This window comes from Sphingomonas sp. SphC10, from assembly GCF_057004845.1.
Window position 1 is genome coordinate 44,424 of sequence record NZ_CM168044.1, and the last position, 24,925, is coordinate 69,348.

A 24,925-nucleotide genomic window follows, 5' to 3' on the forward strand; every position below is an offset into this window, starting at 1 on the left:
GTTGATTTACTGCCTGATCCTGTTCGAATCGACGACTTCATGGCTCGTTGCGAAGAGCTGTTGGCACATTCACGCTGCGAACGAGATGGGCGGGGCCAAGCAGGCCCGTTGCGACCTTTGGTTCGATAGCACATTTGCAGGCGAAGCAGTCTAATCCTAAGCCAGTCCAACGGAGACGGACTGCTTCGAGCCTTGGTATATTATCCTGAAGCAGCAGCGCGGCAAGTGCATAGCCGATTGAAAACGCAGCTATAATTTTAAGCTATCGGGCGAACGATGGGCAACATTGACAATTCGCCATCTGTTCTATATATGTTCCGCGAAGGGGCGGGAGCGATATGGCAGAGGCGTCTAAGAATAGGGAGGCACGTGCTTTTTCATGGTGGCTGCGAACAGGTAGGCTGCCGCAAGCGCTGGGGCCTGACGGTCTTGAGCTCAAATTCAACCCATGGCACGATCCGGCGAACGGCCGGTTTACCTCTGCGGGGGCAGGGCGCCAGGAAGCCGCAGGTGCTGGCGATGCGATTCCCAAGGCAGGTGGCCGCACCTTGGGCCGAACGGGACACGTGGCTTTGGGCCCTGGGAGAGAAAGCGGCAAGTCGCAGCGTATAGCCCTGCCGAAGGTGGGACTGTCGCGGCAAGGATCGGCGACGGGAGAAGCCAAAAAGCCCGAACGGCTTGGTTTGTCGAGTGCGAAGACGAAACCTGTCGGAAGCGCGCGATCCGCTAAGCATCCGAATCCCGTTGCCGAGTTTGTCGGTGGCGTCGGTGAAGGGCTCTATGACGTCGGGAGGGGAGCGGTCGCGGATATCCAGGGCGTACTGACGACGAACCCGGTGGTGACGGTTCGCGACGCTGCCAGCGGCATTGCGAATAGGATCGATGCTGCGATCGCTGCGGAGGATATTCCTGCTCGAATCCAGGTTTCGCGGGCGGCCGCCGCTGTCTCCCATGCCTCTGCACGGGATATTGGCCGTGCCTCAGCGACGGTTGCGGGAAATGTCGCACTTGCGGCGGCGCCTGGGGCTGGACTTTCGAAAGTTGCGGCGGTCCGCCGACTTCGCGTGATGAGGCCGCGTCCGACATTTGACCCTCCGCAGATCGGCTGGGTGAAAGAAACGATCAAATCGGACAAGCCTTGGAAATCATATAATGATTCTGCTGCTGGCGCGCGATCCGGTCATGCGCCGACATTGACGCGAACCATGCCAGACGGGTCGCGGCGGCCTGTGAAATTCGATGGCGTCCAAGGCGATTACGTGATTGATCGCAAGTGGAGCGTAAGAAACATGGCGAATGCACGCGCTCAGGTCCTGCGGCAGTCCGAGGTATTGGCGCAGAATCGTCTGATCGGGCTTTGGGAGGTTCCGACGCCGGTTCAGAAGGTCAAGGCGCTCAAATTGCTCCGAAGGATGAACGTTGGCAATATTCATGTAAAGGTCGTCAAGCCATGATCGCTCAACAAGTCGCGCATATCATAGCGGAATATGTCCTCTTCGTCGAACTCACTCCCGAAGACGATCTTGATCCTCATACCGGGGAGAAGATGATGGGAATGCTTGGATGGCAGCTCGAGAATTTGGACAAAGGCTTTCTCCGCGAGTTGGTCGATGCATTTCCTGTCATTGCAGAAGGATATGGCGAGGAAGCGCGGCAGTTGGTGCGCGACATACCTTATGGCTTCTACCTCGAAGAGGCGCTGGCGGCGGACGATCCGGTGCGGTTGGCAGAACTCGATGCCCTGCGCGAAGCGAGGGATTGAGGCACGGTATCAAGGAATGAAATACGGGCGGCGAGGCGGGCTCGCATCTCGTACAGCCTCGGGCCGTGCGAGGCCGGCGAGGGCAATCAATGAAGATGGTCCAGCACTCTGGGGCCCAAAGTCGTTTGGAGAACTCCAGCAATCTTCGGTATAACCCGAGAATAGTCTTACGCATCGTTGCGCAACTTGCGTTGATTTATGTCCGACTATAACTTGGTTATATCAGGACGCCGGGCGAACTCATGATCCGGCCGAGGAACGGGGGTTTCGTCATGCGCCAATTGGGCCGATCGCGCAGTCTGTATCTGTTGCGGGCCATGGTGCTCGTCGGCGCGGTGGCATTGGGCAGCAAGGCCCTGATCTCGGCGCCGCGCGAAACGGCTCTGTCGGGCGATATCGTGCCGGCGCATGATCCGGTACTGATCCGCGAGGGCGATCGTTATTACGTCTATTCGACGGGTCAGCGTGACCGGCGGCCGTTGGTGGCGCGGACTTCGCGCGACCTGCGGCACTGGGCTTCGTTGCCGTCGCCTTTGCCCGATCTGCCGGACTGGGCCAGGGCAGCGGTGCCCGGCGCGCGGGAGATGTGGGCTCCCGACATCGCGCGGGTTGGGGCGCGGGTCGGGGCGCGGGTCGGGGATGGGTATCGGCTATATTACTCGGTTTCGCGCTTCGGCACGCAGCATTCGGCGATCGGCCTGGCGACCGCCACGACGTTGGATCCGAACGCACCCGGCTATGGCTGGCGGGACGAGGGGCTGGTCATCGCCTCGCGGGAGGGCGATCCGTATAATGCGATCGACCCGGCATTTGTGCGTGATCGCCAGGGCGGCGAATGGCTGAGCTTTGGAAGTTTCTGGGGCGGAATCCAACTGATCCGGCTCGATCCGCGGAGCGGCAAGCCTGCCGCCGGGGCCAAGCCACGAATGATCGCCCGGCGCGATTTGGGCGACAAGACCAATGCGATCGAGGCCCCCTTCATCATCGATCATGACGGCTGGTACTGGCTGATCGTGTCGTTCGACTTTTGCTGTCGCGGGACCAGAAGCAGCTACCATCTGCGGATCGGGCGCGCGCGCTCGATTGAGGGCCCCTATCTGGACCGCTCGGGCCGGGCGATGCGTGAGGGTGGCGGAACGGTGCTTCTTCAGGCCGATGCGGCAGGGCGCGATCGCTTTCGCGGGCCGGGTCATGCCGGCGTGATGCGTGACCGCGATGGGCGCTACTATCTGGTCCACCACGCCTATGACGCGGCCGCCGGGGGTGTGGCGACGTTACGGATCGCCCGGCTTTACTGGGACGAGGCGGGATGGCCGGTCGTGGAGAAGGCGGCGTCCTGACCATGCCGTCGATTCGGCGGCGGGTGCTCCAATGCCCAATTTTGATACACCGGGTTGCGCTCGTCATCGGTGATCGAGGGTCGGCACGCGGACAAGCCTCGTGTTTCAGCCTAAAAGACGGACAAGTAAAGGCTAACGGAACGAGAGTGGGGGCTCGATCCTACTGTACTGAATTGTAACCAGAATGGCATTTTGGCAGCGCTAACATCTTCGTGCCCTTGCGCCAGGGCATGTGACCAAAAATCCACTATCTGAAGAGCGTATAAAATTTTTGTAACGTTCGGCTTGACGCGGTTGGCGTTAGTCAGACAAATCATCCCGTCACCGGCACCGAAAATTCGGGCCAACATGAGGGGAAATCTGATGAAGCGTCACGTCCTTTTGCTGTCCGTCACGCCATGGGCGTTGCTGGCGGCGCCCGCCATGGCCCAGACGTCGACCGACGCGCAGACGACCCAAGCCGCCGATCCGAACGCCCCGATCGAGACGCAGACCGCCGTCGGCATTCGTCAGGATGTCGCCGAAGTGCCGGACCGCAGCCCCGTCCAGGCCTCGACCACCGGCCTGTCCGAAACACCGGCCGATCCGCGCGACATCGTCGTCACCGGCTTCCGCGCCAGCCTGGGTTCGGCGCAGGCGATCAAGCGGAATTCCGACGCGATCCTCGACGCGATCGTTGCGCAGGACATCGGCAAGCTGCCCGACAATACGGCGGCTGAGTCGCTGGCGCGCGTGACCGGCATCCAGGTCAGCCGCTACAGCGACGAAGTGACGCAGGTGCTGGTCCGCGGTCTGCCCGACGTGGCGACGACCTTCAACGGCCGCGACATCTTCACCGCCGAAGGCCGGGGCGTCGCGCTTCAGGATTTCCCGGCGGGTGCGCTGGCGGGTCTCGAAGTCTACAAGTCGGGCACCGCCGATTTGCTGGAACCGGGTCTGGCAGGCCTCATCAACGTGCGTTCGCGTCGGCCGTTCGATTTCGAAAAGGGCTTCACGATCGCGGGCGGCGTTCGCGGCACCTATAACGACCAGTCGAAAAAGTTCGATCCGTTGGGCAACCTGCTCCTCAGCCAGCGTGCCGAAACCCCCATCGGTGAGATCGGCTGGCTGATCAACGCCGTCTATACCCAGGCGCAGTACCGCAACGCGGTCCGTTGGGGCGAGGGCAATACGAACAAGCCGACGGCCGGGACGACCATCCTTCCGAGCTCGGTCGGCCGCGACTTCCAGATTCCGACCGCAGTCGGCGTCTATAATGACAGCGGCAAGCGCTGGCGCCCGGCGATGAATGCCAGTGTCCAGTGGCGTCCGGCGCACAATCTCGAACTCTATTACGACTTCCTCTATCAGAGCTATCGCGGCGAAGTCGCGAACGACTGGTTCCGTGTTCCGCTGCTCGACAGCAATCCGACGCTGAGCGATGTCGTGCTGCGGCCCGGCGAACCGCTTCAGGTGCAGAGCCTGACCAAGACCGGTGGTTATCGTCCCGAAGCGTTCCGGAGCACGGTCAAGGCCTACACGGATACGTACCAGGCGGCGGGCGGTGCCAAATGGGATATCGGTCGTGCGCATCTGTCGACCGACCTGGCCTATACCTTCTCGCAATATGGCTCGGACGAGTGGAGCTTCGACACCGCCTTTTCCAAGGCGCCCGTCGCCAACGTCAACTTCTTCGTCAACGATGGCGTATCGTTCGACCTGCCGGGCTTCGACAACAGCAACCCGGCCAACTATATCTGGCGCGGTTACTTCGAGGCGACCTACCGCGTGCAGGGCAAGGGGTGGCAATGGCGCACCGACGTGGACCTGGAAACCGATCTGTCGCTGTTCCCCAAGCTGCAATTCGGTATCCGCTGGACCGATCGCGATGCCTCGCTGAAGCGCGGCAATCGCTATGCCTATACCGAGCCGTTGGCGATTCCGCTGGCGCAGGTGCCGGCCGGTAATCTGGGGCTGACCCAGAATGCGTTCCGCGGCAACCAGGGCTTCACCAGTTGGCTGATGCCATCGCGTGACGGCATTGCGGGCAATGCGCCGCAGCTTCGCCAATATGCCTTTGACGCGCTGCAGCGGCTGGTGGCGGGCAATCCCGCCGATCAGGGCTATCGCGACGCGCTGAACCGTTTCTCCACGACCGAGGTTCAGCTGGACCCGTTGGCCGCCTTTTATGCCACCGAACAGACCTATGCCTTTTACGGGCAGGCGAAATACGAGTTCAACATCGGCTCGATCCGGTTCGACGGTATGATCGGCACCCGCGTCGTCAACACGGTGGGCGAATATAGCGGTATCTCGACGGTGTTGTTCGACGGCGTTCGCCGCAGTGAGGTGCGCCGCACCCGCGCCAATTATGTCGATATCCTGCCCAACATCTCCCTGCGTATTCGGCCGAGCGACAAGCTGCAGATTCGCTTCGGCGTAACAAAGACGCGGACCAAACCGCAGTTCAGCCAGTTGAACCCGGCCCTGAACATCACCCAGAATACGCAACAGGTCGTTCCCGACCAGCCGCTCGACCCGCGCTTCCCGGCGGGGCTGAACACCCGGCCCAACGCCTATGGCGGCGGCGGCAATCCGGATCTGCGCCCGCTGATCTCCAACAATTATGACGCGACGGTCGAATATTATTTCTCGCCGACCGCTTCGCTGACGGCGGCCGCTTTCTACCGCGATCTCGACGGGTTCATCGGCAATTACATTAATCGCACCATCGACCCATTCTATGGCCTGATCGAAATCAGCCGTCCGGAAAATGCGGGCAAGGGTCGCATCAAGGGCATCGAAGTGGGTGGTCAGACCTTCTTCGACTTCCTGCCGGGGCTGTGGAGCGGTATCGGCGTCCAGGCGAACGTCACCTATCTGGAAGGGAAGCAGCAATACCCGGCCAATCTGTTCGCCTCGACCGGCGGCACCACCGCGCCGCCGTTCGTGCCGATCCCCGGCCTGTCGAAGTGGACCTATAATATCGCTCTGTTCTATGAGAAGGGCGATGTCTCGACCCGCCTGTCATTCAACAACCGCGATGCGTATCTGAACGGCAATTTCATCAACGGCGACGGTTTCTATAACGGTGAAGGCACGACCCGCATCCAGCGGCTCGATTTCGGTTTCAACTACAACATCACCAAGGAAATCACGGTGGCCTTCGATGTGGCCAATATTCTGGCCAAGCCGTTCAACAATTATCGCAGCTATGGCAACGGCCTGTCCTATCCGCGCGACGTGCGTGACGAGGGCCGTTATTACGGCGCGGGCCTGCGCTTCCGCTTCTGATCGGATCGGGGTGGGTTGCGGCCCACCCCGCGATTATCCCCCAACGGAGCCTTACAGGGCAGGGATGGCATCACGCCGTCTCCGCCCTTTTTTATGGGCGCCGGATGACGCGCACGGAAAACCCCGCCGGTCCTGCGACCGGCGGGGTTTCCTGTTCGTCCGGCTTCGGATCAGACCAGCGCGTTGCGCCGGATCAGTTCCTTATACCACTGCGCGCTCAGCTTGGGGGTGCGCTTCTGGGTCGCATAGTCGACATGGTGCAGGCCGAAGCGCAGGCCATAGCCATCGGCCCATTCGAAATTGTCCATCAGGCTCCACAGGAAATAACCCTTGAGCGGATAGCCTTCGGCCGCCGCACGGCGGAACTGGCCCAGATAGTTGCGCAGATACATGATCCGGTCGCCGTCATCGACCAGGCCCTTGTCGTTCAGCTTGTCGTCGGCCGAGGTGCCGTTCTCCGAGATGTAGATCGCCTTCGGGTTCCACATCTCGCTGACCGCGCGCACGCCCCAATAGGCGGCCTCGGGGCCGACATAGAGCCAGGGCGAGGCCATGCGCGGCGAGTTGGGCAGATGCGGCAACGGGGTATAGCCGCGCGCATCCTCCGGGTTCGCCTTCACGAAGGTCGGCGTGTAGATGTTCAGCGCCACGAAATCGAGCGGGCTGGCGATCGCGGCCATGTCGCCCGCCTGCACCTTGGGCGCATCGGCCCCGGCGCTCTTCAGATAGGCGTCGGTATATTTGCCCTCCATCACGGCGGTCAGGAACATCGCGTTTTCTTCGCGCATCGCCTTCTTGGTCGCCTCGATATGCTCGGGCGTCTCGATGACGGGGACGAAGATGCTGGCATTGTCGGCAATGCCGACCTCCGTGCCCGCCTTGGCATTGGCGCGGATCGCCTGGACGCCCAGGCCGTGTGCCAGACAGCCATGGTGGCGGACCTGGTTCACCTGGCCCTGGGGCAGCTTCAGGCCCGGCGCATGAATGCCCACCATGTGACCGAGATCGGTGAAGCAGCGCAGCTCGTTGACCGTCATGAAGCGGTGGACGCGATCGGACAGCTTGCCCGCCATGAAGCCCGCATAGTCGGCGAACGCCTTGGCCGTGTCGCGATTCTGCCAGCCGCCGGGCAGCGCCTGGGGCAGGTCCCAGTGGAACATGGTGACGTTGGGCTGGATACCCGCCGCCAGCAGCGCGTCGATCACGCGGTTATAATAGTCGAGGCCCTTCTGGTTGAACTTGCCGCGACCTTCGGGGAAGATGCGCGACCAGGCGATCGACATGCGATACGCCTTTACGCCCAGGTTCTTCAGGAGCGCGATGTCCTCGTTATAGCGGTGATAGCTGTCGCACGCGACATCGCCCGTATCGTTGTTCGCGACCTTGCCGGGGGTGTGCGAGAACACGTCCCAGTTGGTCAGGCCGCGCCCGTCTTCCTTGACCGCACCTTCGATCTGGTAGGAGGCGGTGGCGCAACCCCAGAGGAAATCCTTGGGAAAGCTCAGGTCGGACGCCGTGGCAGCCGCCGCGCGCGTGGCGGCCAGCGTGCCGCCGCCGGTGGCAAGAGCGGCACCGCCCATCGCCATGCCGGTCTTCATGAAATTACGACGGTCCATATTCTGTCCTCTTCTGTAGCTCTTTGTGACGATGTTCGGGTGAATGAAGCCTGTCGCCGCCGTCAGGGGCGGGCGGGCAGGGGTCGGGTCAGATCGGTCGCCAGCCAGACGAGCGGCGCGTTCCAGTTGATCGCGACCTCGTTGTGCGCATAGGCGCGGGCGTCGTCGATCCAGCATCGCTGGCCGATGCACTTGCCCTTCAGCGGTGCGGAGGCCGGTTCGGGAAAGACGGTGCTGTTCGCCCCGCCGCTCAGCACGCCCGGCGGCGGGCCGGGCAGCTTGGCGTCGAACTGATGCGCCCAGAAACGGTGATGCGGGTTCTGCATCGGCTTCCACCCGAACCCGCTGACATAGCTCTGGTCAAGCGGATTGCGTCCCAGCACATAGTCCATCGCATCGACCGCGCCGTCGCGGTAGCGCGCCTCGCCGGTGAAACGCGCCGCCAGCGCCAGGACCTGCCCGCGCCCGAGCAGCACGCTGTTCGATCCCCAGCGATAGGCGGTTGACGCATAGGGGAGGCGATAGCCCGACCGCGCTTCCTCGGCGAGGAAATAGTCGGCCAGCGCGATCAGCTTGGCCCGCGCCGCCATGCGTTCGGCGGGCTGGACGCCCGTTGCGGTCGCCAGCGTGATCGTGCCCAGCGCTGCGACGCTGCCCCAACTCGCCTCGCCGGTCAGCGGGGCGGCATGGAGCGGCATCTTGTGCAGCGATTCTGCCAGTTCGGGCATGCCGGTGGCGGCATAAAGCTCGGCGGTCGCCCAATAGAGCTCGTCGGACAACTCGCCATCGCCATAACCGCCGCTACCGTCGAACGCTTGCGCGGCATAGACGTCCGGGTTGCGCAGCGCCGCCCGGTACGCCTTGCCCCCCGCCACCAGGCAGCGCCGAGCGAAGTCGTCGTCGATCCCCCGCCAGATGCGCGAACATTGCGCGGCGGTGGCGGCGAGGTTCAACGTGGCCGCCGTGCTGGGCGGGAACAGCAGCCGTTCCTCATGATCGTCGGCGGGCGGGGTGGGAATCGTCGTCCAGTGGCGGTCGGCGATCTTGTGATGCGCCATGCCGCCCGCCTCCACCGGCGTCAGCCGCAACGGGCCGCGCCCCTGCCGCCCGAGCGGCAGCTTCATCGTCTGGCCGTCGGGCACCTGCATCGCCAACAGGAAGCGCATTTCGAAGCGCGTCTCGTCGAGCAGGTCGTTGATGCCGTTCCCCGCCTCGGGCAGTGCGGCGCTGCCATCGGGGAAGGGGGGCGCGGCGGCATCCACCTCATAGAGATTTTGCAGCATCCACAACGCGATGCCGCCATTGACGACATATTTGCCCTGATCGCCCGCATCATACCAGCCGCCGGTCACGTCCAGCGTATAGGGACAGCCCGGCCAGTCGTTGCCCGCCTGATCGAGCCCCTTGAAGCAGGTGACGACCTCTTTGGTGTGTCCTGCCGCGCGAGCCCATGCGGTGCCCCCGGCGAACCGCGCATTGATCGCCACCCCGGCACGCTGTTGGTAGAAGAAATTGAGCGAGGCGCGCGACAGCGGGCGATAGACATTGTCGGCAATCGTGAAGGCATGGCCGGTGCGGCCATCGACCTTCAGCCGATAGGTGCCGGGCGTGCGGAACGTGCCGAAGTCGATCTGCTGCACCGTATCGCCCGAGGCGGCGTCGGGGCCGAAGACCATCGCCTGCCCGCGCGCGACTGCGTGGCCCTTTTCGTCGAGCAATTCCCAGGGCAGGGCCGCGCCGTCCTTCGCGACGATAGCGCGTTTGGCGGTGTCGGGGCGGAAGCCGATCTGGTTGAGATGCGGCCCCGGCGTTTCCCCCGCGCCGGTCGCCGCCAACGCCAGCAGCGGAAGGATCACGCGCGTCACAACAGCGGGCCCTTGGCCTGGACCGTGCCGCTCGTCCGTGCGAAGTCGAACCCGTCCTGCCCGCCACGCGTCGCCGTCATGGCGGGGGCCAGCGGAGAGGGGGCGGTCATGCGCAGGAAATCGCCATGGCTGGGCATCCGTGCGGCAGTATCGGCATAACCCGCGCGCATCTGCTCCAACGCTTGGGCGACCAAATTTTCGTCGAGTGCATCGGCGGCAGGTTCCCAGCTTTGGGGCACCAACCCCTGGCCTAGGCAGACCGCAACCCAGCTGGGGTTGCTGAACAGGTCATAGCCCTCGCGGAACAGCCGCCCCTTGCCCGACCACAGCGCCATCTTGCGCGCGAGACTCTCGGGCACCTCCATGGTGCGCACCCGGTTCCAGAAGGGCGTGTCGTCGCGCCGCGTCGCCTTGTAATGCAGGATGATGAAGTCGCGCACATCCTCATACAGGTCGTGCATCTGGCGGTTGAACTCGTCGCGCTCGGCGGGGTCGAAGCGCGTGTCGGGGAACAGCGCCACCAAACGCTGGATCGCGGCCTGGACCAGGTGGATGCTGGTCGATTCCAGCGGCTCCAGGAACCCGCTCGACAGGCCCAGCGCCACGACATTGCGGTTCCAGCTCTGCCGCCGCCGCCCGGCGGTGAAGCGTAGGTGGCGGGGATCGCCCAGCAATTCACCCTCCAGGCTGCCCAGCAACTGCGCCTCGGCCGCCTCGGAATCGAGATAGTCGCTGCAATAGACCAGGCCATTGCCCATCCGGTGCTGGAGCGGAATGCGCCACTGCCACCCGGCATCGCGCGCGGTGGCGCGGGTGAAGGGATCGGGCTCGGCCGGGTTGGGCAGCGCGCAGGGCGCCGCGACCGCGCGGTCGCAGGGCAGCCACTGGGCATAGCTCTCATAGCCGGTGCCCAGCGCCTCCTCGATCAGCAGGCCGCGAAAGCCCGAACAGTCGATGAACAGGTCGCCCTCGATCCGCCGCCCATCGGCCAGCGTTACCGCCTCGACATAACCGTCCTCGGGCCGCAGGTTGACCGCGTCGATCCGCCCCTCGATCCGCGTCACTCCGCTGCGTTCGGCATAGCCGCGCAGATAGCGCGCATAGAGCGAGGCGTCGAAATGGAAGGCGTAGAACAGTTCGCGGATCGGCGAGCGGGCATCGGGCTTGGCGCGGCCGAACTTGCCCGCCTTCGCCGCGACCGCGCTCATCGACCATTCGGCAATGTCGGGCAGGGCGCGACGGCTGCGTTCGCGCAAATAGAGCTGGTGGAAATGCACGCCCTGCAAATCCTGCGCATGGCGGCCGAACGGGTGGATATAGCGTTCGCCCTTGTCGCCCCAGTCGACGAACTCAATGCCCAGCTTGAACGTGCCCGCCGTCTTGGCGAGGAAGTCGTTCTCGTCCAGCCCCAGCATCTGGTTGAAAGTGATGATCGGCGGGATCGTCGCCTCGCCGACACCGACCGTGCCGATCTCCTCGGACTCGACCAGCGTGACATGGGTATAGCCGTTGTTCAGCAGCCGGGCGAAGGCGGCGGCGGCCATCCATCCGGCGGTGCCGCCGCCGACGATGACGACCCGGCGGATCAAATGGTCGGAATGGGGAGTCATCGGGCAAGGCGCCTCATCTGGGCCGCGCGCCACTGCGCATGGGCCGGAATATGGGGAAGGGCGGCGGCGATCGCGTCGGTCATCCGCGCCATGGCGGCATTCACTTGCGGCGCAGGGACGCCGTGGACCAGCGGGTCGATGCGACGGGGAAGATATCCTTGCCCGAGCAGGATCGCGGCCCAGCTGTCGCGGGTGAAGGTCTCTTCCTCGTAAAAGGGCAGGCGGCCGCGTTCGCCGAACTGGCCGAGCGTATGCGCCAGCGACGCAGGGAGTTCGGCCTGCGCCACCGCCTGCCACATCGGCTCGGGGCGGCGGGCGGTACGGTAATGCGCGGCCAGGAAGTCGCGCACCCGCTCGGCCTCGGCCAGGGTCTGGCGGTTGAAGTCCGCGGCCTCGACCTCGGCCATGGCGGTGTCGGGCAGCATGGTGACGAGCCGGTCGATCGCACTCAGCGCCAGATGCAGATTGCACCATTCCAGCGGCTCGACCTGCGTTGCCGCGTCGCCGATCGCGATGCAGTTGCCGCGCCAGGCCCGGGCCCGCGTGCCGGGGCGGATGACGATGGGGGCGTCGACCACGGCCTGGTCACGTGCCAGCATCGCGGCGGCCTCGGCATTGGACAGAAGCGCGCTGCCATAGGCCATGCCGACCTGCTCGCCGCTCGACCAGCGCCAGCCTGCGGCATGGGCAGTCGCGGGCGTCAGCACCGGTGCCCCTTCGCCCGACACCTGCGTGCCCAGCAGCACGCGGTCGCAGGGCAGCCAGTCGCGCCAATCCTGCCACGCATCGTCGATGCTGCCACGCAGCAGCGCGGCGGGGCCGGTCGCGTCGATATAGAGATGCGCGGTTAGAGCCGCGCCATGCTGCACTGCGATAGCGGTCACATGGCCGGTCGCATCGACCTGCACCTGAGCGATCGAATCCGTGACCTCGCGGACCCCGACATGCAGAGCAAAAGCGCGCATCATCGCCACCTGGCGGGGGAGGTCGAGCGTCAGGCCATAGTCATGCCCGGCAAAGGGCGTGCCCGGTGACGGCGGCACGAAGCCGCCCGCTCGCGCCAGCTGCGCCGCCGGGCAATAGGCGTCGAACGGGGCTGCTCGGCCGTCGCGCATCGCGCGGACCCAATGGAGGTGAAACGCCGCCGGACCGATGGCATGGCCATAGCCGCCATAGGCATGGACATAGTCGGGCAGCCCCTCCGCCCAGCCGAAAAAGCGCGTGCCCAGCCGATAGCCCGCGCCGGTGCGCGTCACCCCGTTATCCTCGCTGATGCCCAGATCGGCATGGAAACCGGGCAGCGAGGGCAGGGTGCAGGCGATCCGGTCGGCGAGTGCGTCATGGGCAGCCGGGGTGGCGAGCAGCGTGACGTCCAGGAACGGTGCGCGGCGTTTCAGCGCGGCGGCGGCGCTCCAGGCGGTCAGACCGCTGCCCGCGACCAGCACATGGCGGATCGGCGCGCTCATGCTGCCGCCATCGGGCAATAGCGTTCCAGAAAGGCGCGGTGGTCGGGCCGCACGGCGACTTCGGCAGCGATCTCGCTGCGAAGCGATTGGACGGCCTGAACCAGATCGCCGGTCCCCGCCACATCGGCACGCGGGTCCCAGCCTTCGGGGACGATGCCCTGGCCCAGATACACCGCGATCCAGCTGGCATCCAGGAATACGCCCTCGCGATACTTCACCACCCGTCCGCGACGGCGCCACAGCTCCAGCTTTTCGCCCAGACTGTCGGGGATCGCCATGGTGCGGACATAGTCCCAGAAGGGTGAATCGTCGCGCGACGTGGCGTGGTAATGCAGGATCAGGAAGTCCCGGATCCGGTCATATTCCAGATCGATGACCCGGTTGAATTCGTCGCGGTCGGACGCATCCATCTGGCGGCCGGGGAACAGCTCGATCAGCGCGGTGATCGCCTGTTGCACCAGATAGATGCTGGTCGATTCGAGCGGTTCCAGGAAACCGCTGGCCAGCCCGATCGCGACGCAATTGCCGACCCAACTCCGCCGCCGTCGCCCCGCCTTGAAGCGCAGCAGGCGCGGCTCCGCCAGCTTCTCGCCCTCCACCGCTTCTTCCAGCGCGCGGGCGGCATCGCCGTCGCTGATGAAGTCGCTGGCATAGACATAGCCATTGCCGGTGCGGTGCTGGAGCGGGATGCGCCAGCGCCAGCCCGCAGGCATGGCGATTGCGCTGGTATAGGGGGTTACGGCCGTTTCGGTCCGGCACGGCATGGCGACGGCGCGGTCGGTCGGCAGCCATTTCGACCAGTCCTCGAACGGCTCGTCCAGCGTCTGGCCCAGCAGCAGCGAGCGGAAACCCGAGCAGTCGATGAACAGGTCGCCCTCGACCCGCTCGCCATCGGCCAGCGTGACCGAACGGATCAGCCCGCTCTCGCCGTCGCGCTCGACATCGACGACCATGCCCTCGGTGCGCACCGCACCCGCTTCCTCGGCCAGGCTGCGCAGATAGGGGGCGAACAACAGCGCATCAAATTGATAGGCATAGCCGAAAGTGGAAGTCAGGCCGCCCCGGCCCTGATCGGGGTGCTCGAACCGCGCCTCGCGCGCCAGGGTACAGGCATAGGATAGCTGGTCCAGCGGCGGCAGATCCTGTCCCTCGCCCGCCAGCCGCGACCAGTAATGGTGGAAATCGATCGCCCCCGCGCCGCGTCCGAACGTGCCGAAGGGGTGGATATAGCTGTCGCCGATCCGGCCCCAATCGCGAAACTCGATGCCCAGTTTGAAGGTGGCCCGGGTGCGCGCCATGAACTCCGCCTCGGGGATTCCCAGGCGTTCGTTGAAGGAGCGGATATGGGGCAGCGTCGCCTCGCCGACGCCGACGACACCGATCGCCTCGGACTCGATCAGGCGGACCGTGCATTGTCCCGAAAGAAGGCGAGTCAGGGCCGCGCCGGCCATCCAGCCCGCCGTACCGCCGCCCACAATGACGACCCGCACCACGTCGTTTGTCACTTTCGTCATCCACCCCCGACCCGGTGATTCCCGGGCCAATTTCTCATTTCATGCCGTGCGTTGGGTCCTGCCGCAATCCACCGACAGGGGGAGCGTGGCAGGAATGTCGCACCTTGTCCCGGATCGGACATTCTTTAAGTTAAACATCTTGTCGAAATGTTGCTGGTAGCGCAATCATGAGTCTGTGAAACGTGTCGAAAGGCACGATCGCGACCGAACCAAGCGACGCCATGGGGCGCGCGACAAGGGGGGGATGACCATCATGCGCAGCGCTGCGCCGCTCACTGCCAATGCCAATCGTTTTAATCGGCTCCTGCTCGGCGCTTCGGCCGGTGCTTTGTGCATCGCCGCGCTGACCACGCCCGCCTTCGCGCAGACGACCACCGATCCCGACCAGAGCGCCAGCTCGCCGACCGGCGCGGTCGCGGGCCAGGGTACGGCCGGCTCGGCCACGCCGCGCACCAGCGCCAGCGTCGAGGCCCCCGGCGCGCAGCCGCCCGCGGGCGATGACATCGACAGCGGCAAGGAAGTCGTCGTCACCGGCATCCGCCAGAGCCTGGCGAATGCGCAGTCGATCAAGCGCAACTCCGACACCGTCGTCGACGCGATCACCGCGTCCGATATCGGCGCGCTGCCCGACCGTTCGGTCACCGAAGCGCTCCAGCGCGTGCCCGGCGTGTCGATCAGCCGCTTCGCCGCCGCCAACGATCCCGACCACTTCTCGGTCGAAGGCTCGGGCGTCGCGGTGCGCGGCCTGACCTTCGTCCGTTCCGAGTTCAACGGGCGCGACACCTTCTCGGCCGGTATCGGCGGCCAGGCGATCAACTTCTCGGACGTCCCCGCCGAACTGCTCGGCTCGGTCGAGGTGTACAAGAACGCCACCGCCGAACTGATCGAGGGCGGCCTGGCCGGTACGGTCAACCTGAACACCCGCAAGCCCTTCGACAACAAGGGCTTCCACCTGGGCTTCACCGCCGAGGGCAATTACGGCGACTTCAAGAAGAAGTGGTCGCCGACCGGCTCGCTGTTCGTCAGCGATACCTGGGACACCGGTATCGGCCGTTTCGGCCTGCTCGGCAACGTGTCGTACTCGCGCGTGCAGAGCCGCGCGGACAGCATCCGCATCACCAACATCCAGACCCGCGACAACACGCTGGCGCTGGCGGCCAACTCGACCACGGCGCAGAATTGCCGCAACCCGCTGCCCGGCACGGTCGACCAGACCACGCTGCCCGTCGGCGGCGCGACCGGCTTTGCGTGCGGCGCGGCCAGCACGGCTGGCGCGGACGGCTTCCTCGACCCTGCCTCGCTGCGTTACGCCCCGATCGGTGGCCAGTTCGCGACGCAGGAATTCGATCGCAAGCGTGACGGCGTCGCGCTGGCCGGTCAGTGGCAGAGCACCGACGAGCGCACTGTACTGACCGCGCAGTTCCTGCGCACCCACACGGTCAACAACACCTCGGAGCGTACCTTCGAAACCGCGCCCGATCTGGCCGAATACAACACCTATCCGGTCGGCTGTCTCCAGAACAATTTGGGGCCTGCCAACTCGACGATCGCGCAGTGCCCGACCGGCTCGACGAAGAACTACACCTATGACGCGGGTGGCCTGTTCCAGTCGGGCTACATCACCGCGCCGGGCAACGGCTATCGTGCATCGTGCAGCGGCCAGGCGACCTGCTGGGTCCCCACCGGCGGCACGCAGCAGTCGCTGGCGCGTGGCATGACGCGTGACGAGAACACCGTCACCGACTTCGGCCTGAACCTGAAGACCGAGCTGAACGATCATCTGTCGATCAACCTGGACGGCGACTATACCCGCGCCAAGAAGACCAGCACCGATTTCCGTGTGTTCGGTTCGACCTTTGCCGACTCCGAGCTCGACCTGACGGGCAACCTGCCGGTCGTGATTCCGCACAAGCCCTCGACGCTCCAGGCGAGCTGGGCGACGCCGAACCCGACGCTGAACCAGCAGAACGACGCGCAGTATTTCGCCAACCGCAACGTCCAGTTCTGGCGTGCGGCGATGGATCACCTCGAAGAGAGCGTGGGTCGTGAATATGCGTTCAAGGCGGACGCCGATTACAAGTTCGACGATGGCAGCTTCTTCACGCACGTGAAGTTCGGTGCACGTTATGCCGACCGTTCGTCCGAAGTGCGCTACACCACCTATAACTGGGGTGCGCTGTCGGAAGTCTGGTCGGGCACGAACCCGGTGTCGTTCGCCCAGGCCCCCGGCCAGACCGAGCTCTACACCTTCCCGAACTTCTTCCGCGGCGCGACGAACGGCTCGCCCTCTGCCTATTATTATACCGGCGACTTGACCGGCAATTATCAGCAGTCGGCCGCCTATCTGCAGTCGATCGGCAATCTGTGGAAGACCGCCAACGGCTCGACCGCGACGACCTGGTCGCCGCTGGCGCAGCGTGCGGGCGTCGTTGCGGGTACGCCGTACCTGCCGTCCGAAATCCAGCTGGTGAAGCAGCAGGACAAGAACGCCTATGCGCAGCTGAACTTCGCCACGCCGGGCAACCTGTTCGGCAACGTGCGGATGAGCGGCAATGTCGGCGTGCGTTATGTCCTGACCGACGTCACCTCGGCCGGTTCGATCGGTGCACCGACGCAGCAGCAGACGGGTACGACGGACGCCTTCGCCACCCGCTGTGCGATCACGACCACGACCCGTCCGGACGGCACGGTCGTCACGGGTCGTCCGGCTGGTATCTGTCAGCTGGGTGAGGCCGCCTACAACAACATCGCCGCCTTCTCGACCGGCGTGACCTTGCCCGATACGGCGCGCAGCCAGTATCATTACTTCCTGCCCAGCGCGAACCTGAAGTTCGGCATCGGGCGCGACGTGGTGCTGCGTCTGGCGGCGTCGAAGGTCATGACCCGTCCGGACTTTGCGAACATCCGCAACTTCCTGCAGCTGGGCTTCGACGCCAATAGCGGTCAGATCACGGCGACGGCGGGCAACCCGTACCTCAAGCCCGCGACCGCGTGGCAGTTCGACGCCACCGTCGAGTGGTATTTCGCCCGCGTCGGTCAGCTGTCGGTCGACGTCTTCTACAAGTCGGTGAAGAACTTCTTCTACCAGTCGGTCACCAATCGGAACATCACCAGCAACGGAATCACCCAGTCGGTGCTGGTCCGCGGGCCCTCCAACTTTGACGGCACCGGCAAGATCAAGGGCGTCGAGGTTGCCTATCAGCAGACCTTCGACTTCCTGCCGGGTCTGCTCAGCGGGTTCGGTGCCAGCGGCAGCTACACCTATATCGACAGCTCGGGCCTGCCCAACTCGTTCCTGAACGGTGGCGCGCCAGCCAGCACGTCGAACATCAAGCCGGGCAACATCCCGCTTGAAGGTCTGTCGAAGCACACGGTCAACGCCGCGTTGTTCTACGAAAAGGGCCCGATCTCGCTGCGTGCGGCGTATAACTGGCGTTCCAAGTATCTGTTGACCCCGGCGGACGTGATCTTCCCGTACACCTCCATCTACCAGGATGCGGGCGGGCAGCTGGACGCGTCGGCGTTCATCAACCTGAACAAGTATCTGAAGATCGGCGTGCAGGGCGTGAACCTGGCCAATCAGGTCGTCCGGACCGAGCAGGCCTATATCAGCGGCTCGACCGCCACCGCGCCACGCTCGTACATCGTCAACGACCGCCGCTTCTCGTTCGCGCTTCGCGGCACCTTCTGATCGGGTTTACCGGCCGGACTCTTCGGGGTTCGGCCGGGATGGCCGACCAAAATACCGCCCGCTTCCATTTTGGAGGCGGGCGGTTTTTTTGATCGGGAAACCCCATCATCCGTTCAGCCTGAGCGAAGTCGAAGGCCAAGGGAGCACATCCGCCAAGAGGCGCGTCTGGGACGTGCACTTCGACTTCGCTCAGTGCGAACGGAGTGAGGAGCGGGAGCGGGTGGGGACGTACGCGCGCCGCCCGACCACCCGATCAGTTACGCGGCAGCCTCGACCGGTCGAACCCCGGCCCCAGGTCGATCAGGAACGCCGGTCCTACCTCGATCACCTGCTTGGCCCCGGCCAACTGCACCGAGATGTTCGCCTTGCCCGCCGCATAGGCCTGGGTCGCTACGCCCGAGACATAATAACGCTTCCAGCTCGGCCCGACCTGCACCGGTTCGGTCGCGATCGGAGTATAGGGCGCCTCGGAGCCGCCCGCGCCGACGGGGATCGTCACCGGCGCGGCGTCGGTGGCACCCGGCGCGCGCAGGAAGACCATGACCAGCATCGTGTCGCCCGCCGCGATCGGCTTGATCGTGGGATAGGCCGCACCGCTGTTCCAGGGATTAGCGCCCGCCTTGCTGACCTTGATCTGCACCGCATTGCCGCCGGGAACCTCGGGGGCAGGGACCTGCCTGGCGGTCTGGTTGGGGCCATAGGGGGCCCAGCCGATGCCGGGCGCATTGACCGCCTTGTCGAAGATACTGGGCTGAGCCGCCGCGCTGGGGGCCGTCTGAACGGCCAATCCCGCTGGCAGGGCCGCGATCAGCAGCGCCACACATCCGATCATGATCCTTCTCCTCCTCTTTCGGCCGGTTTGTCCGGTCCGTCCACAAAAACGATTGTATCCGATGGGTTAGGAAAAGCCCGGCCCCCTGGGGAGCCGGGCCTGATCTTACTGTCCGACGATCTTGACCAGGGGGTCGAGCGACTGGCCCGTGGGCAGTCGACCGCTGGCGGTCAGGCGGCGGGCGCTATCGTCCCAGCGCAATGTCGCGCTGCGTCCGCCCGTCTTGCGCCAGGCGTTGGTGGTGCCGTCATCGTCATAGAGGGTGAAGCTGGCATCGCGGCCCGGATAGACGCGGATGCTTTCCAGGTTTTGCGCGGTCGCGGTGCTGGGCACGGCCACGCCCATCGGCACGATCGAGCCTGCTCGCACGAACAGCGGAATATGGTCGATCGGGGCCGCCGCCTCGATCCACTGGCCGCCGCTGTAACGCTTGTCGGTCCACCAGTCATACCAGTCCGTGCCCGAGGGCAGATAGACGCGGCGCGACGTCTGGCCCTGTTCGGTGACGGGCGCGACCAGGAAGGCGGGGCCGAACATATATTCGTCGCCCAGATCCTTCACCGCCGGATCGTTGGGGAAGTCCATGAACAGCGCGCGCATGAAGGGCGCGCCGGTCTGGCTGGTCTGCCGCCCCAGCGCATAGAGATAGGGCATCAACGCGTAACGCAGCCGCAGCGTGTTCGCGAGAATGGGCTCGGCGGCGGTGCCATAATCCCACAGCGCGGTGCCCGGCCGCTGGCCATGGATGCGCAGCGTGGGCGTGAAGGCGTTATACTGGAACCAGCGGACGAACAGCTCCGGATAGTCGCGGTAGGACGGTGCCATCGCGGTCGCGCCTGTCGGGTCGACCAGCACCTGCGCTCGCGCCTCCGGCCCATTGGGCCATTGCCAGCCGCCCGTATCGCTGGACCAGTATGCGATGCCGCTGGCCGTCATGCCCAGGCCTGCGGGCACCTGCCGACGCAGCGCTTCCCAGTTGGACTGCACGTCCGACGACCAGAACAGGCAGCCATTGGCCTGCGTGCCCAGATAGGCGGCGCGGCACAGGATCATGTTGCGCTTGTCCGGCCGGTCGCGCGCCGATCCTTCGGCGACGCTGGAGGTATGGAGCAGCGGATAGACGTTGCGATAGCGATCGCCCGACCCGATGGCATAGAAATGCCCTTCCGGCACCAGGTCCGGCTCGGTCTCGTCCAGCCAGGCATAGTCGAAGCCCTGGGAAAAGATGTTGTCGCGGATCTTGCCCCAGAACCAGGCGCGCGCCTCCGGATTGGTGCTGTCGATCAGCGCGCCCGCGCGGTCGGACCGGATCGGCAGGCCGTCGACCGGATTGCCGTCCTTGTCCTTCATCAGCCAGCCCTTGGCGGCCAGCGTGTCGAACCAGCGGCTCTCGCGCTCGAAACGCGGCCAGATGCTGATGATGCTTTGCATCCCCATCGACTTGAGATGCGCGTTCATGCCCGCCGGATCGGGGAAGGCGGTGCGGTCGATGTCCAACTGCCCCATCCGCGTCCAGTAGAACCAGTCGAGCACCATGATGTCGAGCGGCAGGCCGCGCTTGCGATAGCCGTCGGCGATCTCGGTCAGCTGGCCTTGTGTCTCGTAGCGCGCCTTGCTCTGGATCAGGCCAAAGGCGGCCTTGGGCGGCAGCGGCGTCGCGCCGGTCAGGCGGGCGTAACCGGCGTACAGCTCGTCGGTGGTCTTGCCCGCGATCACGAAGAAGGACACACGCTCGCCGACATTCGAAGCGAATTTGGTTGCGTTCAATAGCCCCGGCGAGACGGTCGTGGCGGACGGATTGTCCCACAGGATCGCATAGCCCTTGTCCGTCACCATGAACGGCACGCAGACCGACTCGCCGCCAGGGCGGTCATAGTCGTGGCGGCAATCGATGGTCCGGCCGCGAAGGTCGAGAACGCCGTCCTGATATTGGCCCAGGCCGTAATAATGGGTGTCGGGCGTGTCGGAAAAGCTGGCGCCGACGCGGAAGGTCTTTTCGTCCGAGACGGTGTGCGGCGCCTTCTCCCAGCCGTTCATCCGAGTCAGCGGCTTGCCGTCGGCCCCTGCGAAGCTGATCGAAACGGGGGGCAGCGAGGGGGCGAAATAGCGCTCCATCTGGCTGGGCGGCTTGGGCCAGGGCTGGGCGGCGATGGTGACGGTCATGCCGGGCGCAGAGAAGACGTCGCCGCTGGCATCGGCGCGGTGCGACCAGCCGCTCGCGTCGGTTTTGGCGATCAGGCCATAGCCGGGCTTGGCCTCCGCCTCGGCGCGGTCGGTGGCGATGGTGACGCGGACGATGCCAGGGGCGTAAGGCTCGACCGAGACGAGCGCGCCGTTACGCTCGACGGTGGCAATCGGATCGGCCGCCAGGGCGACAGGCGCGACGCCCGCGAGCAGCGCGGATGCGGCGCAGGCCCACCGCCAACGACCGCCGGACACCGTGGCGCGCGCTTTGCCCCGCATGAAACATCCCCCCAATAACGAAAATCATTTGTGTGATCGCTACCCTATCGCTGCTCCATCGGGCGGGGAAGAGGAAATGGAGGTCAGGCGCGGAACGGGTCGCTGACCGTTGCACGGCCGGGCCGGTCATGGCGTCCGGCCAGCCGCAGGCGATAATGCGGGTCGCTGGCGCGGGTCAGCGTCACATCGTACCAGCCAAGATCGGCGTCGAGCGACCAGCGATGGCGACCGGGCCTGAGCGGGCGGTGTGAGGGCGGCGCCTTGCCGGGTTCGAGGCGGAGGATCGACAGGTCGTCCAGGCCGGGCGGGACGGTCAGGATCAGGCCATCGTCGCCGACGACGTGCTGCACATTGGCGGTTTCATCACGTCCGGCAAAATGACGGTGGAAGCCGTTCGGGCCGAGCACCCACAGGTCATGGGCGGTCGGCCACACATCCTCGATCTGCGTGCCTGCGGCCAGCACATAGCGGCGTGGCACCCGGTCGAGCGCGTGCCGGTCATAGACATGGAAGACCGCCCCCGCGCCCTCCGCCCGAAAGCGCAGCCGAGCGCCCGCCGGATCGACGATCCGTCGCACCTCAAGGCGATAGGGCAGGGGACGGGCGCGGCGGATACCGGGTTCCTGGGCAGGCGCACCGGGCGAGGCGGGAGCTTGCGGGCTGACCTGCCCCTTGATCGCGGCGGCGCGGTTGGCCTGCTCGCGCGGATCGGGCAGGCTGGGCGTCGCGGTATCGCTCCCGGCAAAGTCGAACGCACTGGTCAGGTCGCCGCACACCGCGCGCCGCCAGGCCGCGATATTGGGTTCGTGAAAGCCGAAGCGTGTCTCCAGGAAACGGATGACGCTGCTGTGGTCGAACGCTTCCGAATTGACCCAGCCGCCCCGGCTCCAGGGCGAGACGACATACATGGGCACGCGCGGGCCCAGGCCATAGGGGCGGCCGCGATAGGCGGGCTTGTCGACATCCGCGTCTCCGGTTGAGGCCATGTCATGATAAGCCCCCGCCAGATCGACGGTCGACCCGCCCAGCGCTTTGCCATCGGGCCCGCGCGACGGCGGGGCGGGCGGCGGGACATGGTCGAAAAAGCCGTCATTCTCGTCGAACATTACGAACAGCGCGGTGCGCGCCCACACCTTCGGATCGGCGGTCAGCGCGTCGAGCAGTTCGGCGGTATAGGCCGCGCCTTGCGCCGGACTGGAGGGGTTGGGATGCTCCGACCCGGCGGCGGTGGCGATGACATAGGACACCTGTGGCAAGCGCCCGGCCAGCACATCGGCCTTCAACGCGTCCAGCCCGCGCGTGGTCAGCGCCCGGTCCTTCAGCGCCGGATCGCCGCGCCCATGATACGCCTCGCGATAGGCGTGAAAGCCGACCAGCGGATTGTCGGTGAAATTGTCGGCCATGTCCTGATAGATGCGCCAGTCGATCCCCGCCGCCTGCATCCGTTCCGGCACGGTGGTCCAGCGATAGGGATCGGCCGCACCGCCATTCTCGGCAAAGCTGTCATGCGAATTGCCGATCGCCGGGCCGCCCGCCTGGCCGCCAGGGTCGTTGGTGCCGGTCCACAGGAACAGCCGGTTGGTATTGGTCCCCGTCTGCACCGCGCAGTGATAGGCGTCGCAGAGGGTGAAGGCCTCGGCCAGTGCGAATTGGAAGGGCAGGTCGGCACGGGCGTAATGACCCATGGCGCGCTGGTGCTTGGCTTCGGGCCAGTGCGCCATGCGGCCCTCGTCCCAGGCGGCCTGCGCGTCGGGCCAGGTGTGCGGTGTGCCCTCCATGCGCATCAAGGCGAATTCTCTCTCGGTGTCGAGGTGGAAGGGCGAGACGAGGCGGGGGCCGCCTTCGGCCTTGCGGTCGAGTTGCTGCCAGACGCTGCGGGGTTCGCCGTCCGATGACGCCACCGGGATGGGAAAGCGGTCCCCGAACCCACGCACGCCGCGCATCGTGCCGAAATAATGATCGAAGCCGCGATTTTCCTGCATCAGGATGACGACATGCTCGACGTCGCGGATCGTGCCGGTCCGCCGGTCGGGCGCGATGGCGGCGGCGCGGGCGATCGCGGGGGGCAGGGCGGCGGCACCGGTCAGGGCGGCACCGGCGGAGAGCAGGGAACGACGGGAGAAGGTGACCATGTCCCGCCATGGCCGAGATCGTTGACGTTTTGGTGACGTCCCATTCCTCCCCGGCACGGGGAGGTGGCAGTGCGGAGCACTGACGGAGGGGGGCTTCCTCATAGGACGTCCCTAGCGGCGATCCCCCTCCACCATGCTTCGCATTGTCCCCCTCCCCGTGCCGGGGAGGATATTCGCACTATATGCCGTCTATATGCGAAACCGGGGGATCGCCCTCGAATTGCTACGCCCCTCGGGCCTAATTGCTCGGCCCTGGAGGTCGCCTCACTCATCCCGGCGGCCTGTCCATAGGGGCATATATGAAGACCATCACCTTTTGCGCCGCCACGGCGCTGTTCGTGCTTCCGGGCGCCGCATCGGCGCAGACCGCCGAGACCGCGCCGCCGCCGCCCGTCACCGTCAGCGGATCGGCCGCGATCGTCTCCGACTATCGCCTGCGCGGCATCTCGCAGTCGGACGAGCATATGGCGGTTCAGGCGGGCATCACGGCGACCCATGAGAGCGGCATCTATGTCGGCACCTGGGCGTCGAACCTGGCGGGGTGGGGCACGTTCGGCGGCGCAAATATGGAGCTGGACCTGATCGGCGGGTACAAGACGAAGATCAGCCCGACCGGCACGCTGGACGTCGGGCTGACCTGGTACATGTATCCGGGCGGCGCGAACAAGACCGACTATGCCGAACCCTTCGCCAAGCTGTCGGGCACGACCGGTCCGGTCTCGCTGACCGCCGGTGTCGCCTACGCCCCCAAGCAGCAGGCGATCGGCAAGTGGTATAACAACGGCGCCAGCGCAGCGGCGGGCGTCTATGACCGTCCCGGCGCCAAGAGCGACAACCTCTATGTCTGGGGCGACGGCGCGGCGGCGATCACCGGTACGCCGTTCACCGCCAAGGCGCATATCGGCCATAGCTGGGGCATGGACGGCCTCGGCCCCAACGCCACCGCCCCGACGCCGACCGGCGACTATTGGGACTGGTCGCTGGGCGCGGACACGAGCTGGCATAACCTGACGCTGGGTCTGGCCTGGGTCGACACCAGCATTTCCGATCGCAAAGCCGCTTATCTGCGGCCGAGCTTCAGCAAGGGCCAGGACGGCACCGGCAATATCGCGGGCAGCACCTTCCTCGCCACCCTCACCGCCGGTTTCTGAGGAGCATCGCACATGGACGATCTGATCTGGCTGTTGGTCATGGCGGGGCTGGTGGCGGCGACGCTCGCCTATGCCCGCCTGTGCGACCATGCGTGAGGAGGGCTGAGCCATGACCCTCGACCTCTGGCTGGCGGCGCTGACCGCGCTCGGCCTTCTCGTCTATCTGGTGGCGGTGCTGATCCGTCCCGAACGCTTCTGAAGGAGGCGGCA

General features: G+C 65.5%; 15 protein-coding genes. 7 read left to right on the plus strand and 8 right to left on the minus strand.

Annotated elements, in window-relative coordinates; translation table 11 throughout:
* The first annotated feature begins 566 nt into the window (after window positions 1–566).
* The 4 genes from ACWKSV_RS00255 (at window position 567) to ACWKSV_RS00270 (ending at window position 6,375) form a co-directional block, all read left to right on the plus strand.
* Entirely contained in the window at window positions 567–1,454 is an 888-nt protein-coding gene (locus ACWKSV_RS00255; RefSeq protein ID WP_172839633.1) for a hypothetical protein, read from the plus strand.
* The gene (locus ACWKSV_RS00260) at window positions 1,451–1,762 is read left to right on the plus strand and encodes a hypothetical protein (protein WP_076715379.1); all 312 of its coding nucleotides are present in this window, start codon (window positions 1,451–1,453) and stop codon (window positions 1,760–1,762) included. Before ACWKSV_RS00255 ends, ACWKSV_RS00260 begins: the two co-directional genes overlap by 4 nt.
* Before the next feature lie 272 nt (window positions 1,763–2,034).
* Complete coding sequence (locus ACWKSV_RS00265) at window positions 2,035–3,102, plus strand: arabinan endo-1,5-alpha-L-arabinosidase (RefSeq protein WP_237243545.1); 1,068 nt, start codon at window positions 2,035–2,037, stop codon at window positions 3,100–3,102.
* Between the two features lie 363 nt (window positions 3,103–3,465).
* Window positions 3,466–6,375, plus strand: coding sequence for a TonB-dependent receptor (locus tag ACWKSV_RS00270; RefSeq protein WP_191864754.1), 2,910 nt, complete (start codon window positions 3,466–3,468; stop codon window positions 6,373–6,375).
* Window positions 6,376–6,545: 170 nt separating this feature from the next.
* Here ACWKSV_RS00270 and ACWKSV_RS00275 read toward each other — a convergent pair whose 3' ends face one another.
* From ACWKSV_RS00275 to ACWKSV_RS00295, 5 genes are all read right to left on the minus strand, one after another.
* The gene (locus tag ACWKSV_RS00275; protein ID WP_191864755.1) at window positions 6,546–7,991 is read right to left on the minus strand and encodes a GH1 family beta-glucosidase; all 1,446 of its coding nucleotides are present in this window, start codon (window positions 7,989–7,991) and stop codon (window positions 6,546–6,548) included.
* Window positions 7,992–8,053: 62 nt separating this feature from the next.
* The gene (locus ACWKSV_RS00280; RefSeq protein WP_076715383.1) at window positions 8,054–9,856 is read right to left on the minus strand and encodes a glycoside hydrolase family 9 protein; all 1,803 of its coding nucleotides are present in this window, start codon (window positions 9,854–9,856) and stop codon (window positions 8,054–8,056) included.
* Complete coding sequence (locus tag ACWKSV_RS00285) at window positions 9,853–11,466, minus strand: tryptophan halogenase family protein (RefSeq protein ID WP_076715385.1); 1,614 nt, start codon at window positions 11,464–11,466, stop codon at window positions 9,853–9,855. Before ACWKSV_RS00285 ends, ACWKSV_RS00280 begins: the two co-directional genes overlap by 4 nt.
* Complete coding sequence (locus ACWKSV_RS00290; protein ID WP_076715386.1) at window positions 11,463–12,932, minus strand: tryptophan halogenase family protein; 1,470 nt, start codon at window positions 12,930–12,932, stop codon at window positions 11,463–11,465. The genes ACWKSV_RS00285 and ACWKSV_RS00290 overlap by 4 nt, the downstream gene beginning before the upstream one ends.
* Window positions 12,929–14,446, minus strand: coding sequence for a tryptophan halogenase family protein (locus ACWKSV_RS00295; protein WP_076715388.1), 1,518 nt, complete (start codon window positions 14,444–14,446; stop codon window positions 12,929–12,931). The genes ACWKSV_RS00290 and ACWKSV_RS00295 overlap by 4 nt, the downstream gene beginning before the upstream one ends.
* Window positions 14,447–14,699: 253 nt before the next feature.
* Between ACWKSV_RS00295 and ACWKSV_RS00300 the strand changes: the two genes are divergently transcribed.
* Window positions 14,700–18,137 carry a TonB-dependent receptor gene (locus ACWKSV_RS00300; protein ID WP_076717984.1) on the plus strand — a complete coding sequence of 1,146 codons (3,438 nt, stop codon included), beginning with the start codon at window positions 14,700–14,702 and terminating at the stop codon, window positions 18,135–18,137.
* Window positions 18,138–18,390: 253 nt separating this feature from the next.
* Here ACWKSV_RS00300 and ACWKSV_RS00305 read toward each other — a convergent pair whose 3' ends face one another.
* The 3 genes from ACWKSV_RS00305 to ACWKSV_RS00315 all read right to left on the minus strand — a co-directional run bounded on the left by ACWKSV_RS00305 (window position 18,391) and on the right by ACWKSV_RS00315 (window position 23,564).
* Window positions 18,391–18,969, minus strand: a complete 579-nt coding sequence (locus ACWKSV_RS00305) for a carbohydrate binding domain-containing protein (RefSeq protein ID WP_076715389.1) — start codon at window positions 18,967–18,969, stop codon at window positions 18,391–18,393.
* 105 nt (window positions 18,970–19,074) lie between these two features.
* Complete coding sequence (locus ACWKSV_RS00310; protein WP_083706576.1) at window positions 19,075–21,432, minus strand: glycoside hydrolase family 31 protein; 2,358 nt, start codon at window positions 21,430–21,432, stop codon at window positions 19,075–19,077.
* A gap of 83 nt (window positions 21,433–21,515) precedes the next feature.
* On the minus strand, window positions 21,516–23,564 hold the full coding sequence (locus tag ACWKSV_RS00315; protein ID WP_076715391.1) for a phosphocholine-specific phospholipase C: 2,049 nt from the start codon (window positions 23,562–23,564) through the stop codon (window positions 21,516–21,518).
* A 299-nt stretch (window positions 23,565–23,863) separates the two neighbouring features.
* Here ACWKSV_RS00315 and ACWKSV_RS00320 point away from each other — a divergent pair, with 299 nt between their 5' ends.
* Window positions 23,864–24,715: a TorF family putative porin gene (locus ACWKSV_RS00320; RefSeq protein ID WP_076715392.1), complete on the plus strand. Its 852-nt coding sequence runs from the start codon at window positions 23,864–23,866 to the stop codon at window positions 24,713–24,715.
* A 109-nt stretch (window positions 24,716–24,824) separates the two neighbouring features.
* Entirely contained in the window at window positions 24,825–24,914 is a 90-nt protein-coding gene (gene kdpF / locus ACWKSV_RS00325) for a K(+)-transporting ATPase subunit F (protein WP_037531783.1), read from the plus strand.
* Window positions 24,915–24,925: the final 11 nt, after the last annotated feature.